24 protein-coding genes are annotated in these 22,814 nt (G+C 57.2%); 19 read left to right on the top strand and 5 right to left on the bottom strand.

Features of this window, described 5'->3' with window-relative positions; genetic code table 11:
• Nucleotides 1-27 precede the first annotated feature (27 nt).
• Nucleotides 28-513, top strand: coding sequence for a DinB family protein (locus tag RBT76_14955; GenBank protein MDX9859084.1), 486 nt, complete (start codon nt 28-30; stop codon nt 511-513).
• A 325-nt stretch (nt 514-838) separates the two neighbouring features.
• Here RBT76_14955 and RBT76_14950 read toward each other — a convergent pair whose 3' ends face one another.
• Complete coding sequence (locus RBT76_14950) at nt 839-1,522, bottom strand: HNH endonuclease (GenBank protein MDX9859083.1); 684 nt, start codon at nt 1,520-1,522, stop codon at nt 839-841.
• Between the two features lie 123 nt (nt 1,523-1,645).
• Here RBT76_14950 and RBT76_14945 point away from each other — a divergent pair, with 123 nt between their 5' ends.
• The 3 genes from RBT76_14945 (at nt 1,646) to RBT76_14935 (ending at nt 4,802) form a co-directional block, all read left to right on the top strand.
• Complete coding sequence (locus RBT76_14945) at nt 1,646-2,722, top strand: hypothetical protein (protein ID MDX9859082.1); 1,077 nt, start codon at nt 1,646-1,648, stop codon at nt 2,720-2,722.
• Nucleotides 2,723-3,060: 338 nt separating this feature from the next.
• Entirely contained in the window at nt 3,061-3,681 is a 621-nt protein-coding gene (locus RBT76_14940) for a hypothetical protein (GenBank protein MDX9859081.1), read from the top strand.
• 137 nt (nt 3,682-3,818) lie between these two features.
• Nucleotides 3,819-4,802, top strand: coding sequence for an HD-GYP domain-containing protein (locus RBT76_14935; protein MDX9859080.1), 984 nt, complete (start codon nt 3,819-3,821; stop codon nt 4,800-4,802).
• Between the two features lie 72 nt (nt 4,803-4,874).
• Here RBT76_14935 and RBT76_14930 read toward each other — a convergent pair whose 3' ends face one another.
• A complete protein-coding gene (locus RBT76_14930; GenBank protein ID MDX9859079.1) occupies nt 4,875-5,990 on the bottom strand; it encodes a right-handed parallel beta-helix repeat-containing protein in 1,116 nt (371 codons plus the stop codon).
• A gap of 362 nt (nt 5,991-6,352) precedes the next feature.
• A complete protein-coding gene (locus RBT76_14925; protein MDX9859078.1) occupies nt 6,353-7,438 on the bottom strand; it encodes a tetratricopeptide repeat protein in 1,086 nt (361 codons plus the stop codon).
• Between the two features lie 165 nt (nt 7,439-7,603).
• Here RBT76_14925 and RBT76_14920 point away from each other — a divergent pair, with 165 nt between their 5' ends.
• The 14 genes from RBT76_14920 (at nt 7,604) to RBT76_14855 (ending at nt 19,940) form a co-directional block, all read left to right on the top strand.
• Entirely contained in the window at nt 7,604-7,990 is a 387-nt protein-coding gene (locus RBT76_14920; protein MDX9859077.1) for a RidA family protein, read from the top strand.
• 260 nt (nt 7,991-8,250) lie between these two features.
• The gene (locus RBT76_14915) at nt 8,251-8,604 is read left to right on the top strand and encodes an NADH-quinone oxidoreductase subunit A (GenBank protein MDX9859076.1); all 354 of its coding nucleotides are present in this window, start codon (nt 8,251-8,253) and stop codon (nt 8,602-8,604) included.
• Nucleotides 8,601-9,104: an NADH-quinone oxidoreductase subunit B family protein gene (locus RBT76_14910; GenBank protein ID MDX9859075.1), complete on the top strand. Its 504-nt coding sequence runs from the start codon at nt 8,601-8,603 to the stop codon at nt 9,102-9,104. The genes RBT76_14915 and RBT76_14910 overlap by 4 nt, the downstream gene beginning before the upstream one ends.
• A gap of 1 nt (nt 9,105) precedes the next feature.
• A complete protein-coding gene (locus RBT76_14905) occupies nt 9,106-9,582 on the top strand; it encodes an NADH-quinone oxidoreductase subunit C (protein ID MDX9859074.1) in 477 nt (158 codons plus the stop codon).
• Nucleotides 9,579-10,691: an NADH-quinone oxidoreductase subunit D gene (locus tag RBT76_14900; protein MDX9859073.1), complete on the top strand. Its 1,113-nt coding sequence runs from the start codon at nt 9,579-9,581 to the stop codon at nt 10,689-10,691. The genes RBT76_14905 and RBT76_14900 overlap by 4 nt, the downstream gene beginning before the upstream one ends.
• A complete protein-coding gene (nuoH, locus tag RBT76_14895) occupies nt 10,691-11,737 on the top strand; it encodes an NADH-quinone oxidoreductase subunit NuoH (protein MDX9859072.1) in 1,047 nt (348 codons plus the stop codon). The genes RBT76_14900 and nuoH overlap by 1 nt, the downstream gene beginning before the upstream one ends.
• A 16-nt stretch (nt 11,738-11,753) precedes the next feature.
• On the top strand, nt 11,754-12,389 hold the full coding sequence (locus tag RBT76_14890; GenBank protein MDX9859071.1) for a 4Fe-4S binding protein: 636 nt from the start codon (nt 11,754-11,756) through the stop codon (nt 12,387-12,389).
• A 2-nt stretch (nt 12,390-12,391) separates the two neighbouring features.
• Nucleotides 12,392-12,895, top strand: a complete 504-nt coding sequence (locus tag RBT76_14885; GenBank protein ID MDX9859070.1) for an NADH-quinone oxidoreductase subunit J — start codon at nt 12,392-12,394, stop codon at nt 12,893-12,895.
• Nucleotides 12,895-13,194, top strand: a complete 300-nt coding sequence (gene nuoK, locus RBT76_14880; protein ID MDX9859069.1) for an NADH-quinone oxidoreductase subunit NuoK — start codon at nt 12,895-12,897, stop codon at nt 13,192-13,194. Before RBT76_14885 ends, nuoK begins: the two co-directional genes overlap by 1 nt.
• 10 nt (nt 13,195-13,204) lie before the next feature.
• A complete protein-coding gene (gene nuoL, locus RBT76_14875; GenBank protein MDX9859068.1) occupies nt 13,205-15,289 on the top strand; it encodes an NADH-quinone oxidoreductase subunit L in 2,085 nt (694 codons plus the stop codon).
• A 28-nt stretch (nt 15,290-15,317) separates the two neighbouring features.
• Complete coding sequence (locus RBT76_14870; GenBank protein ID MDX9859067.1) at nt 15,318-16,796, top strand: NADH-quinone oxidoreductase subunit M; 1,479 nt, start codon at nt 15,318-15,320, stop codon at nt 16,794-16,796.
• A gap of 6 nt (nt 16,797-16,802) precedes the next feature.
• Nucleotides 16,803-18,311 carry an NADH-quinone oxidoreductase subunit N gene (locus RBT76_14865; protein ID MDX9859066.1) on the top strand — a complete coding sequence of 503 codons (1,509 nt, stop codon included), beginning with the start codon at nt 16,803-16,805 and terminating at the stop codon, nt 18,309-18,311.
• 76 nt (nt 18,312-18,387) lie between these two features.
• Nucleotides 18,388-19,041: a DUF502 domain-containing protein gene (locus RBT76_14860; GenBank protein ID MDX9859065.1), complete on the top strand. Its 654-nt coding sequence runs from the start codon at nt 18,388-18,390 to the stop codon at nt 19,039-19,041.
• On the top strand, nt 19,038-19,940 hold the full coding sequence (locus RBT76_14855) for a CBS domain-containing protein (protein MDX9859064.1): 903 nt from the start codon (nt 19,038-19,040) through the stop codon (nt 19,938-19,940). Before RBT76_14860 ends, RBT76_14855 begins: the two co-directional genes overlap by 4 nt.
• A gap of 83 nt (nt 19,941-20,023) precedes the next feature.
• On the opposite strand, the gene RBT76_14850 is transcribed toward RBT76_14855, so the two are convergent.
• Nucleotides 20,024-20,704 carry a PhoU domain-containing protein gene (locus RBT76_14850; protein MDX9859063.1) on the bottom strand — a complete coding sequence of 227 codons (681 nt, stop codon included), beginning with the start codon at nt 20,702-20,704 and terminating at the stop codon, nt 20,024-20,026.
• Nucleotides 20,705-20,710: 6 nt separating this feature from the next.
• On the bottom strand, nt 20,711-21,835 hold the full coding sequence (locus RBT76_14845) for a Na/Pi symporter (GenBank protein ID MDX9859062.1): 1,125 nt from the start codon (nt 21,833-21,835) through the stop codon (nt 20,711-20,713).
• Between the two features lie 464 nt (nt 21,836-22,299).
• Between RBT76_14845 and RBT76_14840 the strand changes: the two genes are divergently transcribed.
• A complete protein-coding gene (locus tag RBT76_14840) occupies nt 22,300-22,740 on the top strand; it encodes a hypothetical protein (protein ID MDX9859061.1) in 441 nt (146 codons plus the stop codon).
• Nucleotides 22,741-22,814 lie beyond the last annotated feature (74 nt).

Here is a 22,814-nt window from a genome sequence, read left to right as displayed (position 1 = left end):
TCACGTGATCAAACCCAGGAGGAAATTATGCATCCCAGCATCAAAAGCATGGCCGATCTGTACGCCCTGCACCACCGGATTCTCGAAATGACGATCAAAGGCGTGCAGGAGGAAGATCAATTCGTACGGCCGGTGAACAAGGCGAACTCGATCAATTTCATCGTCGGTCATATCACCTCGATTCGCTTTGCCATCGTGCGCATGCTGGGCGAGCAGATGGAGACGCCCTGGGGAGATATCTACGACCAGGGTAAGCCTGTTCTCGAGAACAGCGCGTATCCCGTGCTCTCCGAAATACTCGTAGAGTGGAAAGCAATTGCCGACCGCCTTCCGGCCCTGCTGGAACGCGCCACCGAGGAACTCCTGTTGAGTGCGGCTCCGTTCGAAGGGCCCGGGCAGGAGAAAAATCTCCGTGGGACCATTGCGTTCCTGCTGACACACGAAGCCGTTCATCTCGGGCAACTTGCCTATATCCGTCGGTTGCTCGGCTACAGCCCCGCCTTTGACCGGTGATGCTTCATCCGCCGAGACATACCTTGTGACCGAAGCAGATGGGTAGAACTTCCAGATGCGATCTTGTATGCGGATCCTAAGCAGTAGGATAAGGGTGGTGGTGACGATGTTGAGGCGGATAAAGGGGCGGAGATTCAAGGATTCACTCGGATTCATCACAGCAGGGCTATCCGAGATCCGATAGAGCGACTTCCCTCTGGTCGACGATATTTAACCCTACTACCGCACCTTGCTGAGTTCAAATTGGCGGGATATGTGCCATGTAAGCCGATTACTTTACCGACTGCCAGGTATTCAGTTAACATTCTCCAAATCTCGACTATCGCTATTCTATGCGACTGCTCTTCTTGAGATTGTGGCGGGCACAAAGAATGCGCACGTTCGCCGCTGTAATACTCGTACCGCCTTTCGAAAAGGGTATTTCGTGATCAAAATGCAATTCGTCCGTCGCTCCACATATGACACACTTTCCTCCGTCGCGCTTCCAGACCTCCATCTTTACATTTGATGGAATAATCCTGCTCCTCACCGGCAAGTCACGCTCCCTGTTCTCTGGTACTCGATCACAAAGGACCAATCTGAACTTGAATACATTACGAATTCCATCACTCACAAACTGATAGTCTATCAATTCAAATAGACCCTTGAAAGACCACACGCCCGAGAGTACTTTTTCGTAGACTTTTACAATCTCGGCTGGTTCGCCACTCCTGAAACGCTGTACTGCTTCGACGAATCGACCATTCTGGGTTAGCCCTCCGTTCTTGGTGAATTGGGGCTGGTCTACGGATTTCGGACTTGGTTCATCAGGCGTTTTCGGTGTATCATGTCCTTCATAGATTATTGTAATCCCATCTGGCAGAATCTCGTCTCTATATGGAGCATTGTTGCGCTGCGACATCAGAATTACACTGTAAGCAGGATTCAGCCGGAAGTTCATGCCCCGCTGCAGGGTCTGCACCTGTTCAGAGTCACACATCTGACGATAGGTGAGAATATCATCTTTCATATCGTTCCTACCCCTTGATTCCGCACGATGGATTCGAGTTGACCTCGAATAAGAAATTACTATAATCCGATTGTGAGACCAAGCGGCTTATGTCTGAAAATCAGAATGAGGAGAATAAGCACTTTGTACAACACGTATGTTCTTGCGATTATTCTGCTGCTCGTCACAGGCTGCAGCCAAAAAGCCGAACAGGCGAAAAAAGCGGACACCCCCGCCGCCACACCTGTCATGGCAACTATATTTGAAGGCGAGAAACACCTAACGAATGTCCGGCAGTTGACGTTCGGCGGCCAGAATGCCGAAGCGTACTTCAGTTACAACGCCGACGAACTGATTTTCCAGGCGATGGTCGACACCATGCAGTGCGACCAGATCTTTCGGATGAATGTCGATGGCTCCAACAAGCGCATGGTCTCGACCGGCAAGGGGGTCACGACATGCTCATTCATTTCACCCGACGGCAATTCAATCATCTACGCCTCGACTCATCTGGGTGGCGACGAGTGCCCTCCCAAACCGGATATGTCGCGAGGCTATGTCTGGCCGCTCTATGATACCTACGACATTTTCAAGGCCGACTCGGACGGCTCCAATCTTGTCCGGCTGACCGATACCCCGGGTTACGACGCCGAAGCAGTCTATTCGCCGCAGGGAGACAAGATTCTGTTTACCTCGGTGCGTTCCGGTGACCTGGAGTTATATACGATGAATCCCGATGGTTCCGGTGTCGAGCAGATTACCGATATGCCGGGCTACGACGGGGGCGCGTTTTTCTCGTACGACGGGAAATGGATTGTCTGGCGCGCCTCCCGGCCGGACGGGGAAGAGTTGGAAGATTACAAGGCGCTTCTGGCGGATGGCCTGATCCGGCCAAGCAAGCTCGAGATATACATCATGAACCTCGAAGAACGGCAGCCGATTCAGCTGACCGATAACGGGGCCGCCAATTTCGCCCCGTATTTTCATCCCGATCAGAAACACGTGATTTTCTGCTCCAACGTTCATTCCGAGAGCGGTCGCGAGTTCGACCTGTTCCTCATCAACCTGGACACCCGCGAAATAGAGCAGGTCACCTACAACGACACGTTCGATGGGTTTCCAATGTTCTCCCACGATGGCACGAAACTGGTGTTTGCCTCCAACCGCGACAACAGCACTCCCGGAGAGACCAACGTGTTTATCGCCGACTGGGTTTGGTGATCAAGCTGACTGCAAGCCATCATCATTAAAGAAGCGGGCGCCCCTGACTCGGGCGCCCGTTTTCTTTTGCCCAAAGGCGACTTTATAGTCGCTGGTCCGGGATCCGCAGCCGTCTTACGATCATGAGCTACCCTGCGATGAATCTGCCGACGGGCGCATTTGCTTGCGCATTTCGGCGGTCAGTCGCCGGGCCCGCACAAGCTGGTTGTCTCGGCTTAAGTTGTTGTCCAATCGCGTCTTAGCCAATTACCCCGGTGTCGAACGCCGCTGCTGTCCGTCACGGCACAGCGTATGCAGTTGGACCCTGCAGCGATAGCAAACTGACAGGAGTGGCAGGAATGTTGGAAGCCAAATATCACCGAGGGTTCTCGCAGGAACGGCTGGGCACCGGTACCGAGCCGAGAGTCCGCCACGACGAGTACGGGCACTATATCATGTCGCTGTCCGAAAACGCGAAAGTCTACTTCGAAGACTTCTACCAGTTTCTGGAGAACACGTACAACCGGGCGCTGGCCGAACGCGATATCATTCAGGCCAAAATCTTCGGGACCACTCCCGCTCAGGGCGAAACCATGGCCTATTACCGCGCCCGACTCGCCATTATCGACCAGCTGCTCAAATCGATCCGGCGCTTCTATACGGATGGCTCCAATTTCGGCGTCATCATGACCCCCTGGTGCTTCGGCACGGTTATGCTGGAAAAAGTCGAGGTGTACAAAGAGCGCATCGGCAGGGGAGAGGTACATGATGCCGACCTGGGCGACTATCCTTTCGACGTCATTCGGTACATCGACGAGATATACAAGGCGACCCTGCTGGAACTCTTCGACTTTCCGGAAGAGGCCTTCCGGATGCGCTGGCAATACTCGGAACTACTGAAACGATATTCCCAGATGCTTTCAGATATAACGACTTCCCTCCAGTCGGTCATCAAGTCGGTCAAGAATCTGGGAGCCTGAAAAAAGCCCCCCTCCCACGGCTCCGAACGCAGTCCGCGTCTCCCGCCCGTCGCCCGGGCGGGAGTTTTTTTAAGCCTTTGCGCCTGTTCTGCCGATACAGTGAACGATACCCGCGAGACGGTTATCGGGGATACGACATGGCATCAACGGCTATCAAAAACCGCACCGAACAGAAATTCATGCCGATCTACCTGGACTCGCTCCGGGTCGATTCGGTCCTCGATTTTGACCTGTACCTGCTGGTGAACAACCGCCTCGTCCTGTACCGGTCCGCCAACCTGCCCTTCACCGAGCGGACCCGACGTAACCTGCTCGAAAACCGCGTCGACCGACTCTTCATAACCAGCGCCAATCGAAGCAACTACCAGCACTACATCGAGCAGAACCTCGAGAAGATCCTCCGCGATCCCTCGGTGCAGGAAGACAAAAAAGCCGGTATCCTGTACGATACCTCGACCAATCTGGTCAAGGAAGTTCTGTCCAACCCGACCTACGGGGAAAACGTTCGCCGATCAAAAGACCTCGTTACCCATACGGTCGAGTACATTCTCAAGGGTCGCGACGCCTTTCTCAATCTGCTGAGAATCACGTCGTTCGACTACTACACGTACACCCATTCGGTCAACGTCTGCACGTTTTCGATCGCCCTGGCCCAGCAACTCGGCTTCAAGGACGAGGAGTTCTTGAACGAACTCGGCATGGGCTCGCTGCTGCACGATATCGGCAAGTCCAAGATATCCGACCGAATACTCAATAAGCGGTCGACCCTGAATCCGATCGAATTCGAAATAATGAAAAAACACCCGCAGTGGGGCGTGGAAATCCTGTCCGAGTCGGATATGATGTCCGATGCGTCATATTATCCCGTCCTGCAGCACCATGAACGCGGCGATCGCCGCGGCTATCCCCATGGGCTGTCGCTGGGCGAGATGCACCTGTACTCCAAGATCGTCGCCATCACCGATTCCTTCGACGCGATGACGACCGAGAGAGTATATCAGCGCGCCATGGATACCTTCCCGGCCATGAAGATCCTGTTCTCTCTCAAGGGCGCCTACGATGAGCGGCTCCTTCGTTCATTCGTCGAACTGATGGGGCCGACCGGTCTGCTCGAGGTCTAATCCCCGGCCGTCGATCCAGCCACGGCGCCCGCGCTGCTCGCGGCCTGCACCGATGCACTCAATCCACGCGCGTTATTTTGGCGCCTCGCATGTGTCCGCAGCCCCCGGCCCGAACGCCACGCTTCCGGCACCTGACACCTCGATATCCGTCCCGCAGACAGGGGGCATATTCGGCCAGGTGTTGCCCAGCGCGCTGACCATCGCCACCGACTCCGAATACACGCATGGTCCGCCCCCCGCGGCAAACGTGTTCCCGCCCGGCTCACCCGCCGTTCCCAGGTCGGGATTGGCGTTCCCGAGAATCTGCACGCAGTACCCGGCGTTCGCCGTAATCGAGGTATTCCGGACAGTCGGAGTCGCCCCCGACATTAACCGTAACGCCGCGTATACGTAAGAACCGACGATCACATTGCTATCGATAAAGGCTGAATGATTGTTGGACGAGATCGCCCGATGCGCATTGCCCGAAAACGCATTGTGGATGATGTTTGCGTCACCTGTGACGTTCTCGATATATGAGCCATCAATGAACTCATTATCGCGGATCAGCGCTACCCCCGTGCAGTTACTGTATACTCCATAGTAGCTCGATGACAGCGTGTTGTCGCTGATAACGGGGTCGCCGCTGCCGAGCAATCGAATGCAGCCGTACTCGCTGCGGAACGTGTTGGCGATTACAGTGCACGTTGCGTCCTCGCTGACAATTCCATAGCGCGTCAGCGCCGTGCTCGGCTGACGGATAAAGAACCCCGTGATCACCGAACTGTCCCCGGCTACCAGCGTCGCCCAGTTTGTACCGTCATAGTCGCCGACCCCGTCGATCCGCACGGTATCGTCTCCGACGCCGCGGTTGACTACGTCGCCGATCAGGGTGATACTGTCCGGGATGGTGATCGGGAAGGTCTCGCCGGACGCGGCATTGTACGTGCCCGGACGCACCTTGATCGAATCGCCGGGCTGCGCCACCGACAACGCGTGTGTAATAGTCTTGAAGCACGAATCTCGGCTACCGCTGTAGCCGTCGCTGCCGGTTGTCACGTCGACATACAGGTCATAGACCGGTTCCGGCTCTCCGCTTGGACCGGACACTTTGTCGTCGTCGTCACTACACCCGGCAAGCCATGCCCCGGCAACCGCCAGCGCAAGCGTCACCAACCCGATCGCCGCCAACCTTCGTCTGCCTCTCATACAACCCTCCTGACCGTGAAATCCCCATGCCACTGATGAATCAAGCTATCGGCCCGTTCACAGGCTCGGCTCGGACTTCCATCGGGCTTACTACGCCCCTGCAAAACCGCCGACTGCCTGCGTACCGGTCGGATTCTCACAGTACGTATTGCACTACCGTTGCGGATTCGTATTGGCGCTCTCGGCGCACCAGTCTACAACGGATGTGAGAGTCTTTACCCGCTGTCGTGCTGTGATTCGAGGGAGACCGTCATCAATGATGAGAAATCGTCGAGACCGACAAGACTCAGATGTAAAATCAATACGGAATAAATCGGACGGATACAAGCAGAAAAACGCCGGTCGTGGAATCGCCGTCAGCGCTATTCTGAATCTGGAGCCGCCGAATCCGGTTCGCCGCCCGCCTCAGCGGCGCGCGATGAGTCCACCGCCAACGCCATCGCTTCAGACAGTGATTTCCGTACATCGAGCACGGCCCGGTGTGACGGACCGGCCAGTGACATCAGAAGAGCCTCGGCCTCACGCAAGGATTCCACCGCGCGGTCATACTGACCGCTCCCCAGAAAGATTTCCCCGCGAAGGACCAGAGACTGGGCCACTTCGGGACTCCCCTCGCCCGGTGTCACTCGAAACACGTCGAGTGCGAGTGACGACAGCCGCTCAGCCTCGGTATATCGTTTCTGACGCAGATACAGCCGCGCAAGATTGTCCATGCAGTATGCCGATGCTACGTCGTCGGGACCGTTAACCTGTTCCACGATCGTCAGCGCCCGCTGGTACACCCGTTCGGCTTCTTGTAACGAGTCGAGCGCGACCAGGCAGACTCCGATACTGTTCAGTGTCTGGGCAACCGAGAGGTTGGCCGGACCTTCAAGCGTGTTGCGGATCTCCAGCGACCGCCGGTACGCCGGCAAGGCTGACTCGCAGTTTTTCAAGGCGCGGTATGCCTCGCCCTGCGTGTAGTACGCGTCGCCGACATGCTGGTCCCGGCTCCCGAGCGTGGCCTCGAGTACGACCGCAGCCCGCGCAAGCGTGCTCACGGCGTCGCCGGGTCGTCGTTTCTCCAGCTGAATCGTCCCGTAATTGTAAAGGGCCGCTCCGAATAGGGTACTGTCGATCGGCGGATGCTGCTCCCAGATCGTGAATATTCGCGTATACAGGCTTTCGGCTTTCTCGATCCGGCCCCAGTTGTACATGAGCGCCGCCAGTCCGTTGAGACTGAGGGCGGTTACCGGATGATCCGGTCCGAGGACGCCCTCGCTCAGGCGAATCGCACTGTCGGCTGCGATCCAGGCGCTGTCAAGCATCCCGATCCTGTCGAAACGGGCCGCAGCCTCGTTGAGCGTTATGACCTGCCGTTCGGTATCAGTCGCCTGTGTGTTAACGGGCGAACCACAGCCCAGAATAAGCAGGGAAAAGCACCATACCCGCGAATAACTGGCTCTCACCGTGATACTCCTCCGTTGAAACTACCTTGGTTATACCGCATCTTCGCCGTTGACGCAACGGAATAGTCGTAGATTCCCCAGCGAGTGCCTCGGTATGCCGCCGCATTTCAACCTTGCAAACCGATGGCCCTCCGGCTATGCTTAAGAGATTGACAAGGAGGTTTCATGAAGCAGGTTATTCAGACCGATACCGCCCCGGCCGCGATCGGACCCTATTCACAAGCCGTCAAGGTGGCCAGCGGCAGCTTCGTCTTTTGCTCCGGCCAGATACCACTTAATCCCGCCACAATGGAAGTCATCGGCAATAATGCCGCCGAGCAGTGCGAACAGGTGATGAAGAACATCGGCGCCGTACTCGCAGCCGCCGGGCTGGATTACGGTGATGTCGTAAAAACCACCATCTTTCTCAACGACATGGCCGACTTCGCCGCCATCAACGAGGTGTACGGACGATACTTCGTCGATAAACAGCCTGCCCGCTCCACCATTCAGGTGGAACGGCTGCCGCTGGACGCCATGCTCGAGATCGAAGTGATCGCCATCGAGAAATGAGTGGCGCGTGTATTGACCGCATTCGCGTAACGTGAAAAAATAATGGTATAATCTACCGTATTAGTCCATTTACGTGACTCTGACAAATGTCTGCCGGTCGGCAAAACGTGTTGTCGGGCATACTGATTGGCAATAAAGGAGTTGTACGGTTGGAGATTCAAAAAAGTGCTTGACAATATCCAAAATCCCGCTTTCTTGCGGGGTCAAATATTGTGAATTCGGTCACATAGTCGGACCGACGAGGTGAGGGTTGAGGCAGCATGACCGAGTATCTTGCGGTTCTTTGTTTTATCGCTGTAGGGACAGGAATAGTCCTGTTTACCTTTTTCTTCTCCCGGCTCATCCGGCCCCATAACCCCTATCCGGAAAAAGATCTCAACTACGAATGCGCCGAGTTGCCGCAAGGTGACTCGTGGATTCAGTTCAACAACCGCTTCTACATCTTCGCCCTCATTTTTGTCATTTTTGATGTTGAGGCCATCTTCCTGTTCCCCTGGGCGGTTGCGTTCGGTCAACTGGGGCTGTACGCGCTGGTTGAGATGGTCATCTTCATTCTGATCCTTATGTTCGGTCTGTTTTACGCCTGGAAAAAAGGAGCCCTCAAGTGGGTGTGATAAAGAAGATTCCGGTGTATGCCGAGCGCATTCCGGGCGGTTCGATTGTGACGACCAGTCTGGAGGCGGTGTTGCATCACGGCCAGGCGTCCTCGTTGTGGTACCTGCTGTTTGGAACCGCCTGTTGCGCTATTGAACTGATGTGTACCGGCGCGTCGCGCTACGATTTCGACCGTCTCGGGATGATCTTCCGCGCGTCGCCGCGTCAGTCCGACCTCATTATAGTAGCCGGCACGATCACCAAGAAGATGGCCCCCCGCCTCCGCCGCCTGCACGATCAGATGGCCGAACCGCGCTACGTTATCGCCATGGGCGGCTGCACCATCAAGGGCGGTCCGTTTTACTACGACTCCTATGCAGTCGAAAAAGGCGTCGATCATATCGTACCGGTCGACGTGTATATCCCCGGCTGTCCGCCCCGTCCCGAGTCCTTGCTCGAAGGATGTCTGACCCTGCAGAAGAAAATCAAGCAGCAGAAGCTGAGTGACTGGCAGAAGTAAGATGACGCACGACGAAGTCAAGACCTGCATACAAAATACGTTCAGCGGCAAACTGACTCTGCTGGATACCGGGCGTGCCGAGCCGGTGTTCGAGGTCAAAGCCGCCGACCTTCGCGATGTGGCCCGGGCGCTTCGGGATGATCCGACACTCCGATTTGACTACCTGTGCAACCTTGGCGGTACCGACACCGGCGAGCGCCTCGAGGCCCACTATCATCTCGCGTCCGTTGCCAACGGCAACCGCGTGGATCTCAAGATCTTCCTGTCCTACGAAAATCCGTCCGTGCCGAGCGTCCGTGATATCTGGCCCGCCGCCAACTGGTACGAGCGCGAGATGTGGGAGCTGTTCGGTATCAATGTCGAAGGACACGACAATCTGACCCGATTCCTTCTCCCCGAGGACTGGGATCAGGGGCACCCGATGCGCAAGAACTGGGATGCGCCCGACTTCGTCCGTTTGCCGGAGTTTGAAGCATGAGCACGCTTCGCACCGAAGAATTCACCGTCAATATGGGGCCGCACCATCCGTCGACCCATGGCGTCTGCCGTTTGATTTTGACGATGGATGGCGAGCGGGTGGTCAAAGTCGAGCCCGTGATCGGCTACCTGCACCGCGCGATCGAAAAGATCTGCGAAAACCGTACCTATGTGCAGTGCATCCCCATCCTCGATCGCTTTGAGTACGTCACCGCCATGTCGTGCAACTATGTCTTCTCGCTCGCGGTGGAAAAACTCGCGCAAATCGAGGTTCCCGAGCGCGCCGAATATATCCGGGTGATCATGCTTGAACTGAACCGGATTGCCTCGCACCTGCTCTTTTACGGCGTCACCGCGATGGACATCGGCGCCCTGACGCCGTTTCTGTACGGTCTGCGCGAGCGGGAGCTGATTGTTGACCTGTTTGAGATGACCTGCGGACAACGACTGACCTACAATTATATACGAATCGGCGGTGTCTCGCGCGATTTGCCGCCCGAATTCGTCCCCAAATGCCGCGAGGCCGTCAAGATCATATCCGGGAAAATGTCTGACTACGAAGGACTGCTTAACGAGAACCCGATCTGGAAAGTGCGCAACCAGGGTGTCGGCGTCCTGTCGGCGCAGGATGCGGTTGCCTACGGCGTGTCCGGCCCGGTTCTTCGCGCCTCAGGCGTCAACTACGATATCCGCCGGAACGACCCCTACTCGATCTACGACCGGTTCGACTTTGACATACCGGTTCACCACAACGGCGATTGCTACGACCGATACCTCCAGCGCCTGGCGGAGATCAAGCAGTCGCTGCGCATTATCACGCAGGCCCTCGACGGACTTCCGGAAGGGGAGATCCAGCCCAAGAAGAAGATCAACGCCATTACGTTCAAACCGCCGGCCGGTGAGGTGTATGCGCGAATTGAAAACTCCCGTGGCGAACTCGGCGTGTATGTTCTTTCCGACGGTACCACCAAGCCCGTGCGGGTGAAGACCCGGGGCGGTTCATACAATCAGTTGCAGGCTCTGCCCATCATGATCAAAGACTGCCTTATTGCCGACCTGGTCGCCGTTTTTGCCTCGCTCGATATCATTATGCCGGAGGTTGACCGGTAGTGGAACTCTACGGCATTTTCACCTGGATGTACGGACTTCTGGCCGATACGGGCCTGCCCGAACCCTGGCTGACAGTCGTGGTATACGCCGGGCTCGGCGCCGTCATGTTCGGCGTCCTGTCGGTCCTGGCCCTGTTTCTGGTGTGGTGGGAGCGCAAAATCGCCGGCCATATCCAGCAGCGCTTCGGTCCGATGCGCACCGGCTGGCACGGCTGGTACCAGACTATTATGGATGCCGTCAAGCTGCTGCAGAAGGAAGACATCCGCGTCGCCACCCGCGATCGGGCGGTCTTCTTCTGGGCGCCTGTCCTCTGCTTTGTGGCCGCGTACCTTGCCTATGTCGTCATCCCGTTTGGCGAGAACCTCTGGGTAGCCGACCTCAATGTCGGCATCCTGTATATCATCGCCGTGACCACCTTCACGGTTATCTCGCTGCTGATGGCCGGGTGGGGATCCAATAACAAGTATGCCCTGCTGGGCGGCATGCGCTCCGCGGCTCAGGTCGTCAGTTACGAGGTTCCGATGGCGGTGTCGATCATGACGATCGTGCTGTTCGCCGGGTCGCTCTCGATGGTGGACATTGCCAACGCGCAACAGGGGAATGGCATTTTCAACTGGTTCATCTTTAAACCGCCGTTCGGGATCATCGCGTTTCTGACCTATATCACGGCGGCTACCGCCGAAGCAAACCGCACGCCGTTCGATATCCCCGAGGCGGAGCAGGAACTGGTCGCCGGTTACAACGTCGAATACTCCGGGATGAAGTTCGCGATGTTTTTCCTCGCGGAGTTTGTGAACCTGTTCACCGTGTCGGCGATTGCGACCACGCTCTTTTTCGGCGCCTGGCACGGACCGCTGTTGCCGTCCTGGATCTGGTTCCTGCTGAAGACGTTCGCGGTGGTGCTGTTGCTGATGCTGTTTCGCTGGACCTTCCCGCGTCTGCGGGTCGACCAGTTGATGGAATTCGCATGGAAGTTTCTCGTGCCGCTCACGTTCGCCAACCTGATTCTGGCCGGTTGGATGAAATACGCCGGGTGGCACTGGTAATAGAGGATACGGTCCGATGGGTGTCTTGAAAGACTTCTTCAATCTGGTCAAAGGGATGACGATCACCGGGAAACATCTCGGCCGTCACGCCATCACGATCCAGTATCCTGAACAGAAGATGCAGATGTTCGAACGCTCCCGCGGCGTCGTCGTGCTGCTGTCGGACAAGGAAACCGGCGAGTTGAACTGCACCATGTGCATGCTGTGCATGCGCGCCTGCCCGACCGCCGCGATTCAGATAGACGCTCCGCGCGACGAGAACAAAAAGCGCCAGCTCAAGTCATTCGTCGTCGACAACACCCTGTGCTGTTACTGCGGTCTGTGTGAAGAGGCGTGCAATTTCTCGGCCATCAAGCTGGCTCCCAAGTACGAATTCTCGACCTGGAACAAGGAAGACCTCGTCTGGGACACGAGGAAACTGCAGGAAATGGGTCGCGACGTTCCGTACGAAGACACGCGCAAGAAAAAACCGGCCGCTGAAAAGACGACCGCGAAGCCCGCCCCCAAAGCGCCGGCAGAGCCGATACCGGCCGACGCCGCGGCCAACCCCGGTCAGCACGGTACCCCGGCCGACACGCCCGCACCCCGGCCCGACAGCGATCCGGCGCCGGATACCACGCCCTCGGATGACGACAAGAAAGGAGACGCCTGAGCATGGATGCCTCCGTCGGTCCGGTGTTCTGGATTGTGGCGGCCGTCACCATCCTGTCGGCAATCGCCGTCGTATCTCTGAAAAATATCTTCCATTGCGCTTTGTTTCTGATCCTCTGCCTGTTTTCCGTCGCGGGGATTTTCATCCTGCTGCATGCGGAATTTCTCGCGGCCGCACAGGTCCTCATCTACGTCGGCGCCGTGGCGATACTGATGATCTTCGCCATCATGTTGACCTCCAATCTCGCTTCCCGAACGATCAAGCAGGTCAACCGGCACGCTCTGCCGGCCCTGTTTGCCTGTGTGCTCTTTGTCTTTGTCGTGATCGGTCTGATCTACAAGAGCAACGTCTGGAATTGGGCCAAGCAGGGACTGCCCGACGACAACGTCCTGACCATCGGAAAACTGCTGATGACGAAGTATATGCTTCCCTTTGAGGTCGTGTCGGTGCTGCTGCTGGCAGCCCTGATAGGCGCCGTTGTCCTCGCGCGGGGGGAGAGATCCTGATGCATCATTATCTCTATCTTGCCGCAATCCTCTTTGCGATCGGCCTGTTCGGCGTCATAACCCGACGCAACGTGATCGGGATCCTCATGTCGCTTGAACTGATGTTTAACGCCGTCAATATCAATCTCGTTGCCTTCAACAAATATATGGCCGGGGAACCGCTGGCCGGCCAGTTGTTCGCCATCTTCATCGTCGTCGTCGCCGCCGCCGAAGCTACCGTCGGCCTGGCCATCGTCCTGCTCGTCTATCGAAACTGGCGCGGCGTCGAAACCGACAACTTCAGCGTGATGAAGTGGTAGGGATACGATCATGACACAATATGCATACCTGATCGCGCTGGTTCCGCTGTTCTCGTTCGTCATGATCATCTTCTTCCTGCGATGGAACGAGAAGCTGTCTGCCGGATGGTCCATCGCCTCGATCCTGACTTCGTGGCTCATGTCGCTTGCGGTCCTGATCGAAACACTCGGACGACACGGCGTACCGTACGAGTCGTATTTCTATCTGACGACCTTTAAAGGCATCAATTTCGAAATCGGCATTCTTATCGATGGTCTCACCGCCGTCATGCTGATGGTCGTGACCACCGTCGCGTCGTGCGTTCACATTTACTCGCTCGGCTACATGAAGGACGATCCCCGCTTCAGCCGGTTCTTCAGCTACCTGTCGCTGTTCTGCTTCTCGATGCTGGGGCTGGTGCTCGCCAACAACTTCTTCATGATTTTCATCTTCTGGGAGCTGGTCGGTCTGACGAGCTACCTGCTGATCGGGTTCTGGTTTGAGAAGAAGTCCGCTTCCGATGCCGGCAAGAAGGCGTTTATCACGACCCGCATCGGCGATCTCGGGTTTATTGTCGGTCTGATGATGGTCGGCGCGTACGCCGGCACGTTCAACTACGGCGGCGTGTTCGAGAAAGCGTCGACCGGCCAGATTCCGACCGCGGTGCTGACCGTCATGGCCGCCTTCATCTTCTGCGGCGCGATCGGAAAGTCCGCCCAGTTCCCCCTGCATGTCTGGCTGCCGGATGCAATGGAGGGCCCCACCCCGGTCTCGGCGTTGATCCACGCGGCCACGATGGTGGCGGCCGGTGTATACCTGGTCGCTCGCTCGATGCACCTCTATGTCGGTGCGCCCGACGCCGCGATGTTTGTCGCGACGATCGGCCTGATAACCTCTTTTGTCGCGGCTACCATCGGGCTCGTCCAAAACGACATCAAACGCATCCTCGCATACTCGACTGTCAGCCAGCTCGGCTACATGATTATGGCGCTCGGTCTTTATGGGTACGATGTCGGTATGAATCCGCACGCTCATTCCGCCGGATTCTATGCCGGCACGTTTCATCTCATGACACACGCCTTTTTCAAAGGCCTGCTGTTCCTTGCTGCCGGGTCCGTGATCCATGCCGTCCACACGAACGACATCCAGGAGATGGGCGGCCTGCTCGGTAAGATGAAAACAACCAGCGTAACGTTTATTCTCGCGTCGCTCTCCATCGCCGGTATCTTCCCGCTGGCCGGGTTCTGGTCGAAGGATGAAATTGTCGCCACAACCCACGGTCATCCGATTTTCAACATCCTGACGCTCGTCATCGCTTTTATGACGTCGTTCTATATGTTCCGGCTGTGTTTCCTCACCTTTTTCGGCAAACCCCGCGACCATCATCGCCATGAACACGCCCATGAGTCCCCGCGGGTGATGACGTGGCCGCTTGCCTTCCTCGCCTTTCTGGCGGTAACGGCCGGGTGGGTCGGCATTCCGACCCTGCATGGATTCAGTTCGTTTGTATTCCACGGCGAACCGTACCACACCAGCTTCCACTGGGATGTGATGATCATCTCGACCATCGTCGCGGTTGGCGGCATCGGCCTGGCTTACCTGATCTATTACAAACAGGCAATCTCCGCCGATCGGCTCGCCGAACGGTTTCGTCCTATTCACACCTTCCTGTACAACAAGTGGTACTTCGACGAACTGTACTCACTCATCATCATCCGACCGATTCTGGCGTTCGGACGCTTTCTCTGGACTTTTGATGCGCGGATAGTCGACGGCGCCGTCAACGGCACGGCCTGGCTGACTATCGTCTGGTCTGATATCAAGATGTGGTTTGACACATGGATCATTGACGGCGCGGTGAACGGATCCGGCTGGCTGGTGCGCCAGGGCTCCGCCATGCTGCGGCTGATTCAGAACGGCGCGGTGCAGTATTACGCGCTGTTTATACTGGCCGGTGTACTCGTTTTTGTGGCCTACAAATATGAAGCGGTGCACGTCGCGCTCGATTGGCCGTGGCTGTCCATCATCATTGTCGTCGCCCTGATCGCTCTTTCGTTCATGGCGAAACGGTCGGCCGGCCGTGAGGCGGCCGCCGAAACACAAACGGAAAAGTAGGTACCCTTCTGGGAGGCTCGAACATACAATGCTCAGTTCGCTGATATTCATTCCGCTGGCGGGAATGCTCCTCGTGATGCTGCTGCCCAAAAACGCCAAATGGGCCATCCGATGGACTTCGGTCGCCGCGAGTATCCCCCCGCTGGTCGTCTCTTTCTGGCTGTTGTACGATTACTACATCAACCACGCTTCATCAGCGGCGATGGCGTTTGTGGAAGGCCCGTTCAACTGGATCCCGTTGCTTAACGTGCAGTATTACCTCGGCGCCGACGGCATCTCTGTGCCGCTGCTGGCGTTGACCGGCCTGTTGAGCACCATCTCGTTGCTGGCCTCGTTCGGGATTGAAAACCGCGTCAAGGAGTACTTCGCATTCTTCCTGCTCCTGGAATCGGGCATGATGGGCGTGTTTGTCGCGCTGGACTTCTTCCTGTTTTACATCTTCTGGGAAGTCATGCTGGTGCCGATGTATTTCCTGATCGGGGTGTGGGGGGGACCGCGCAAGGAGTATGCGGCCATCAAGTTCTTCCTGTATACCTTGTTCGGCTCGATTTTTATGCTGGTGTCCATCCTTATCCTGTACTTCACCTCCGAGCCGCACACCCTCAATATGATGGAACTGATCGAGTCCGGATCAAACCTGCCGCACACGCTCCAGCTGGTTTGCTTCGCGTTCTTCTTCATCGCGTTTGCGATCAAAGTCCCGGTCTGGCCCTTCCATACGTGGTTGCCCGACGCGCACGTCGAGGCGCCCACCGCGGTGTCGGTGATCCTCGCCGGCGTCCTGCTGAAAATGGGCACATACGGTATGCTCCGGATCAGCTGGCCGATGTTTCCTGATGCCGTGCGCTACTTCTCTTTCTGGATCGCCCTGCTCGGCGTGATCGCCATCATTTACGGCGCGCTGGTGTCCATGGCGCAGAAGGACCTCAAAAAACTCGTCGCGTATTCCTCGGTCTCCCATATGGGCTATTGCATGCTGGCGCTGGGCGCCATCACGTCCGTGCAGGCCATCGCCGGTTGCATGTTCCAGATGATCTCTCACGGCTTAATCACCGGCGCCCTGTTCCTTTTGGTGGGCGTGCTGTATGACCGCGCCCACACCCGTGAAATCGCACTGTTCGGAGGGCTCGGCTCCAAACTGCCTATCTACACCGGCATCATGGTCTTTTTCTCGATGGCGTCGCTCGGGCTCCCCGGCATGTCCGGGTTTGTCTCCGAGTTTATGATCTTTGTGGGCTCCTTCAGCGCCCTCAACAAAGTCATGGTTGGTATCGCCGTGCTGGGCGTGGTCCTGGGAGCCGCTTACATGCTTCGCATGGTGCAGAATGTCTTCCTCGGAGAATTCAACCTCTCCAGGTGGGGCGGATTGACCGAAATCAACTTCCGAGAGATAGTGACGGTGGCGCCGCTGATGGTGTTCACCCTGTGGATCGGCCTGTATCCCAAACCGCTCAACGAGCTGATGCAGGCTACGCTCGAACACCTCGTGACCCTGATGGCGCGGTAAGGATGTATGGACTTCCAGCTTCCTCCAGTTAATCTGCGCGTGATGGCCCCCGAGCTGGTGCTGTTCGTCTGGGCGCTGGCGACCATTGCGTACGACCTGCTGACAAAGCGCCGCTCGGGAACGACCACCGGTTACGTCGCGATGCTCGGTCTTCTGGTGACCGGTGTCGTATTGGCGGTGACGCCTGAAGGCGCCGGTTTTGGCGCCATGTTCTATAACGACGCCGGCTCGCTCTTCTTCAAGGTCATCTTTATCGGGGCGGCGTTTATGGCGATCGGATCCTCATTCGGATCACTCGAACAGAGAATCCAGCACCATCGCGGCGAGTTCTTCGGGCTGATCATGCTGTCGACTGTCGGCATGATGTTCCTGGCGTCCTCCAACGAACTGCTGTCGCTCTACATTGGACTGGAACTGACCACTATCCCGCTCTTCGTGTGCGCCGCCTTCTTCAAGGACAACCGGCTGTCAGTTGAGGCGGGCGTGAAGTACCTGATTGTCGGCGCCTTTTCGTCGGCGCTGCTGCTGTACGGGATCTCCTTCCTTTACGGCCTGTCCGGTACGACCGACCTGCTCCAAATGCGCGTCAACATAGCGACCACGCACCTGACGTTCCGCGAAATCGGTCTGCTGCCCATGCTTGGTATCGTGCTGCTGGTTGCCGGCCTCGGCTTCAAGCTTGCGTTGCCGCCGTTCCATCAGTGGGCTCCCGATGTCTATGAAGGCGCGCCGACTCCGGTCGCCGCTTTCCTGTCGGTCGGTTCGAAGGCCGCCGGCCTCGTCGCCTTCGCCAAAATCATGATTAATGGTCTTCAGGTCTTCTACGAGCATGTCATGGCCCCCAATGACTGGGGCGTACTTGTCGGCGTCCTGGCCGCGGCCGCAATGATCTGGGGGAACGTCGCGGCCGTCCGGCAAACCAACATCAAACGCATGCTTGCGTTCTCATCGATCGCACAGGCCGGCTACATCATGATCGGCATGCTGGCCCTCAATGATATCGGGCTGGCGTCCGTTTCATTCTACATGTTCACCTACCTCTTCGCAAACATGGGCGCGTTCGCCGTGGTGGCGATCTTCGAGGACAAGACCGGCTCGACCCAGATCAGCAGCTACGGCGGCCTCGCTCGGACTGCGCCCTTTTACTCCGCCTGCATGTCGGTCTTTATGCTGTCACTCGCGGGCATTCCCCCGCTGGCGGGATTTTTCGCCAAATACTACGTCTTCGCCGCCGCCATCAAGATGGCCGGATCGAATGAGGTGCATACCTGGCTGTACTGGCTGGTGGGAATCGGACTGATCACGTCCGTCTTCGCGCTGTACTACTACGCCAACGTGATCAAGACGATGTATTTCGCCACCGAGGAGTCGCCTTACGCGCTGCCGATGTCAATGCCGGGTTTTGCCGTCGTCCTGATCGGGCTGGTGGGCGTTATCCTTTTCGGCCTCTATCCGAGCCCCATCATGGAATTCGCCTCAGGCATCCCCGCGGCGTTCGGCCTGCTGGTACCCTGACGCCCATGAATCTCGTTGACAGTAACCGGCAGGCCCGATATTTTCCGATCGGACGCAGAATGCGCGGGCTGGCCGGATGAACATCATTCGCTCACTACTTGACATCATCAAGCGGTACTTCGTCAGCGGCGTACTGATCGTCGTTCCGCTGATTCTGACCTACCTCATTCTGCGCCTGTTTTTCGATGCGGTTGACGGCATTCTCGGACCGGTCATCCTGAAGATTTTCGGATACTACGTTCCGGGGCTGGGGCTGGTCGCCACGCTGTTGCTGATTTTGCTGGCCGGTGTGATTACGCGCAACTTCATCGGCGCTCGTCTCTATGATTACGGTGAGCGCGTGCTGGTGCGGCTGCCGCTCGTGCGGCCGATCTACTCGTCGGCCAAGCAACTGCTGCAGGCCATGACCGCGACGCAAAACGCCGGTTTCAGCGAGGTGGCCCTCGTGGCGTACCCGCGAAAAGGATCGTACTCGATGTGTTTTGTGGCCGGACGAACGCAAATGGAGCAAGACGGAGCGATGGTCGATTCCATTATCGCCTACGTGCCGTCAACCCCGACGCCCGTTTCAGGTATGGTTGTGGTTGTGCCCGAAACCGATGTCATTCTGCTCGATATGACCGTCGAGGAAGGTATTAAATTCATTGTCTCCGGCGGCGTCGCGTCGCCTGCGATACTGCGACGTCGCGCGCCCGGTGGACAATCCGCAGACAGTGAGGATAAATCGTGAAACTGGCCAATCTTCTGATGGAACGTCGGATCAGGCTCGGCCTCCGCGCCACCACCAAGGACGAGGCGGTTCGCGAGTTGCTGGACATGCTCAAAGCCGAGGGAGTGTCGTTCGGATACGACGCCGTCCTCGAGTCTGTCCGCGAACGCGAAGAAATCGAAAACACCTCGTACGGCCACGGCTTCGCGTTTCCCCACGCCCGTACCGACGCCGTCTCCGAGTTGTTCATCCTCATAGGCATCTCCCGGCCCGGTATCGTCGAGACCGGCGTCCCCGAACCCGTGCACGTGGTCTGCCTCCTGCTTACCCCGTCCCATATCGCCAAATTGTATCTCCAGACCCTCTCCGGGCTGGCGCGTCTCGCGCGAACGACGTCAATACTCGATCGCATCATGAAGATCGAATTGCCTTCCGATTTCATCAAACTCGTCTCCGACACCGGCGTTTCCATTGACAAAGAACTCTCGGTCCGCGATGTCATGCGCTACAAGGTGGCCAGCGTTACACCCGATGACACGCTCAAGGACGTGGCCAACGCCATGTTCCGCTACCGCCTCTCGGCGCTGGCCGTCGTTGACCACAGCAATCGCCTGGTTGGCGTGATCAACGACCGCGACCTCATCAAGGCCGCTCTGCCGGATTACAAATCGCTCATTTCGAACCTGAATTACTCTATCGATGTCGAGCCCTTCGAGGAGCTGCTCAAACAGGAAGACAAAATCAAAGTCTCCCAGCTCTACCGCGAGGATTACGAAACCACAACCCCCGATACCCGCATCGTGGAAGTGGCCGCCATGATGATTTTCAAGGACGTCAAGCGCGTCTTTGTCATCGAGGAAGGCAACCTCGTCGGCGTGCTGCTCCGCAAGGACATCGTCAATATGATCATCCGGGGCTGACCCCGGCTTACATCCAAATGCGAACGGCGCGAGCGATCGTCATCGATCGTCTCGCGCCGTCTGTGCTTTGGTCGTCCGCTGCGCTAGTCGGCCTGGCCGGGCTTTTCACGGAAGCTGATCCGGGGGAACGGATTGACGATGGCGCTCGCAATATTGGTCAGGTGGGCGTTGATCCGCTTGAGGTACCGGGCGTACAACGCCACGGACACCGCGTCACCGACGCTCAACTGCGGACTGCCGCTCTGGACCAGTTCCGATACGATACCCTCCGCCTCCTTGCCGAACTGGTCTTCCGCCCGCATGATTTCTCTCGCTGCATCCTTGTTTTGCTCTCGAAGCACCGGCACGATCATGTCGAAATGCTGTTTGACAAGCGCCTCCAATTTGACAAGCGTCTGCTCAAACGGCCCGCCGTGCAGCTTCGCCTGGTGAAGCTTCGCCAGGTCGACAATGTTCTTCGTGTAATCCCCGATTCGCTCGACATCGACAACCACCGACACCAACACCATCCCCGGAACGAGATTTGCAATGCCGGCGATCGTCAAGTGCGTAAGGACGTTCCGGCGCACCTCCCGCTCGTACTTATTGATCCGGCGGTCCATCTGCCTCACATCGAACGGCAGCTCGTTGGTGTTGCTGTCGCGAAGGCTGTCACGCGACGCCTGGTACATCTGGCGGTCGAACTCCAGCATCTTGACCGTGGTGTCAAACGCCGTATCGAGCAGGTTCTCTGAACTGAACAGCTCCTTGAATTTCTTGAACATCGAACCTCATCCCGCGAAATAGATTATGACTGCCGGAATAATAAAAAACACTGTCGCAATATACAAGATCGGAACCAGCCTGCTTCGCTGCGTCCACTTTGCCAGCGTCTCCGCAAGGAATATCGGAACTCGTTTCAACGGCCAGAATATCACGATCCCGTACGCGTTGAAGAGCAGGTGCGCGAACGCGATACTGACCGCCTCGTGCGACCCCACCGCCAATGACGCCAAAAATGCCGTCACCGTCGTCCCCACATTGGCCCCCAGCACGTAAGGGAAAATCTGGTGCATCGACAGCACACCCGCGCCAATCAACGGCACGATCAACGATGTCGTGATCGATGACGACTGCACCAGAACCGTCAACACGATCCCCAGCAAAAATCCCAACGCACTGTTTCGGAACACGTACCGATCGAAGAATCGCTCAACCTTCGACAGCACCATATCCTTCAGGACGACGACGATATAACGAAGCGCCACGAACAACATCACCAGCGCAACAACCGCCACCACCCACCCGTTGTCCGCCAAAACGTGCGCGAGCGTGGTGCAGACGGGATTGGTGATATCGGCGATCGGCGACGTAAACGTCAGCCCCCCCGTTCCCCGAAACAGCTTCTCCACCACGTGCGAAGAATAAGAGATTATCCCAAACGCTCGTTCCAGTGGAAACAGAACAATCACCGTACAGATATTGAAGAAATCATGGACGGTCGATCCGGCGAATGCCCGCCGGAACTCATCGCCGCGCGAAATATGCGCCAGCGACACCAGCACGTTTGTAATCGTGGTTCCGATATTTGCGCCCATGATAATCGGGACGGCGTTGTCAAACGAAAGGGCCGCTGTGCCGACCATTCCCACCACTATCGATGTTGTCGTCGACGATGACTGTATGATGGCCGTCGATAGAAGCCCTATCATCAAGCCCACCATGGGATTCGAGGTCGCCTGCAGAATCGACTCCGCCACCCCCTTGCCCATCAGCTTGAACGCCGCCCCAAGCATAGTGATGGACAGCATGAACATGTACAAAAGACCCAGAAGAATGAAAACGCGAAGAACCAGTCCCCACGGACTGGATGCTGAAGACCTCGGATCAGGGACGGTCGCGGGGTGAGCCGCCATTACACTACCAGCAAATCCTAACAGAATCTTGACAATTCTCGGGCCAATATACCCCCGACCGCCCCCATGTCAAGCGCTATAACCAATTCCCATCAGATTGCGATCCGTCGCGCTATTGCATTGAAAGACTGTCGCTTACGGGTGCGAGTCAGGACCGGACCGAGGTTATTGGACCACCCCACCACATCCCGATGCAAAAGGAAATGTGGCAGAAACTGTCCGGCATCAGCACGTGCTTCAAACGCTGCGACGCGGAAACCGCAAAACCGATTTGTAACCGATATACAATAGTGAAGCGACCACTGTGCGGCCTGCGACACGAATCCGGATCCCGACACCGCCGGCCGCCGGCTTTTCCGGACATCTGTGCCTGACATGCACATCTGGGCGTGGACGGCGGGTCCAACCGGAAATCTAAATTGACATAAAGGCAGCCACCGCTATATTGCCGCAACGAGTAACGAATGAACACTCTTCTCAACAAGTTTATCGAGTCTGTCCGGCGGCTTGTGGTGCTGGTGACGGTAGCTGCCCTCGCGCTGTGCGGTGCCACCGCCGCCGAACGCCAGGCTGCCCTGATTGCCGCGCAGCAGATCCAACAAGCCGGTACGTCACCAACCGCCGATCTGCTGGAACCCTCTGGGGACGAAGCTCCGGGGGGAGAGATGGCTCCCGGCAAGTCCCTCAACGTTGAACCGTCGGGCTGGCTTGTCCCGCTGGGCGTTCACAAGACCGGTAACGATGATCTCCGGACGGCGATTGCCTCGACGATTACCTCCGGCGTCAGGGCCCCCGAGGCCGCCCGACCGAACCTCCCTGCGATTGCGACGTCCTCTCACCAAATCAGTTCATCGCTTGGTCGCCAGTTTACGCTGGTCGGAGCCAAGCCGTCCGGCACAAGCTAAACCGCCGACTCACCGTACTCCCCGACTCGTCCGACTGTTCGCCCCGTAACAACCCGTGTGATTGTGGACATGCG

This window comes from Candidatus Zixiibacteriota bacterium, from assembly GCA_034003725.1.
Taxonomy (GTDB): domain Bacteria; phylum Zixibacteria; class MSB-5A5; order GN15; family FEB-12; genus WJMS01.
The sequence above is the reverse complement of the archived record's forward strand: the minus strand, read 5'-3'. Positions and strand labels throughout refer to the sequence as shown.

Coding starts and splice junctions, on each gene's coding strand:
- RBT76_14955 (MDX9859084.1), top strand. CDS start 28: ATGCATCCCAGCATCAAAAGCATGGCCGATCTGTACGCCCTGCACCAC.
- RBT76_14950 (MDX9859083.1), bottom strand. CDS start 1,522: ATGAAAGATGATATTCTCACCTATCGTCAGATGTGTGACTCTGAACAG.
- RBT76_14940 (MDX9859081.1), top strand. CDS start 3,061: ATGTTGGAAGCCAAATATCACCGAGGGTTCTCGCAGGAACGGCTGGGC.
- RBT76_14935 (MDX9859080.1), top strand. CDS start 3,819: ATGGCATCAACGGCTATCAAAAACCGCACCGAACAGAAATTCATGCCG.
- RBT76_14930 (MDX9859079.1), bottom strand. CDS start 5,990: ATGAGAGGCAGACGAAGGTTGGCGGCGATCGGGTTGGTGACGCTTGCG.
- RBT76_14920 (MDX9859077.1), top strand. CDS start 7,604: ATGAAGCAGGTTATTCAGACCGATACCGCCCCGGCCGCGATCGGACCC.
- RBT76_14915 (MDX9859076.1), top strand. CDS start 8,251: ATGACCGAGTATCTTGCGGTTCTTTGTTTTATCGCTGTAGGGACAGGA.
- RBT76_14905 (MDX9859074.1), top strand. CDS start 9,106: ATGACGCACGACGAAGTCAAGACCTGCATACAAAATACGTTCAGCGGC.
- RBT76_14900 (MDX9859073.1), top strand. CDS start 9,579: ATGAGCACGCTTCGCACCGAAGAATTCACCGTCAATATGGGGCCGCAC.
- RBT76_14890 (MDX9859071.1), top strand. CDS start 11,754: ATGGGTGTCTTGAAAGACTTCTTCAATCTGGTCAAAGGGATGACGATC.
- RBT76_14885 (MDX9859070.1), top strand. CDS start 12,392: ATGGATGCCTCCGTCGGTCCGGTGTTCTGGATTGTGGCGGCCGTCACC.
- nuoK (MDX9859069.1), top strand. CDS start 12,895: ATGCATCATTATCTCTATCTTGCCGCAATCCTCTTTGCGATCGGCCTG.
- nuoL (MDX9859068.1), top strand. CDS start 13,205: ATGACACAATATGCATACCTGATCGCGCTGGTTCCGCTGTTCTCGTTC.
- RBT76_14870 (MDX9859067.1), top strand. CDS start 15,318: ATGCTCAGTTCGCTGATATTCATTCCGCTGGCGGGAATGCTCCTCGTG.
- RBT76_14865 (MDX9859066.1), top strand. CDS start 16,803: ATGGACTTCCAGCTTCCTCCAGTTAATCTGCGCGTGATGGCCCCCGAG.
- RBT76_14860 (MDX9859065.1), top strand. CDS start 18,388: ATGAACATCATTCGCTCACTACTTGACATCATCAAGCGGTACTTCGTC.
- RBT76_14850 (MDX9859063.1), bottom strand. CDS start 20,704: ATGTTCAAGAAATTCAAGGAGCTGTTCAGTTCAGAGAACCTGCTCGAT.
- RBT76_14845 (MDX9859062.1), bottom strand. CDS start 21,835: ATGGCGGCTCACCCCGCGACCGTCCCTGATCCGAGGTCTTCAGCATCC.
- RBT76_14840 (MDX9859061.1), top strand. CDS start 22,300: ATGAACACTCTTCTCAACAAGTTTATCGAGTCTGTCCGGCGGCTTGTG.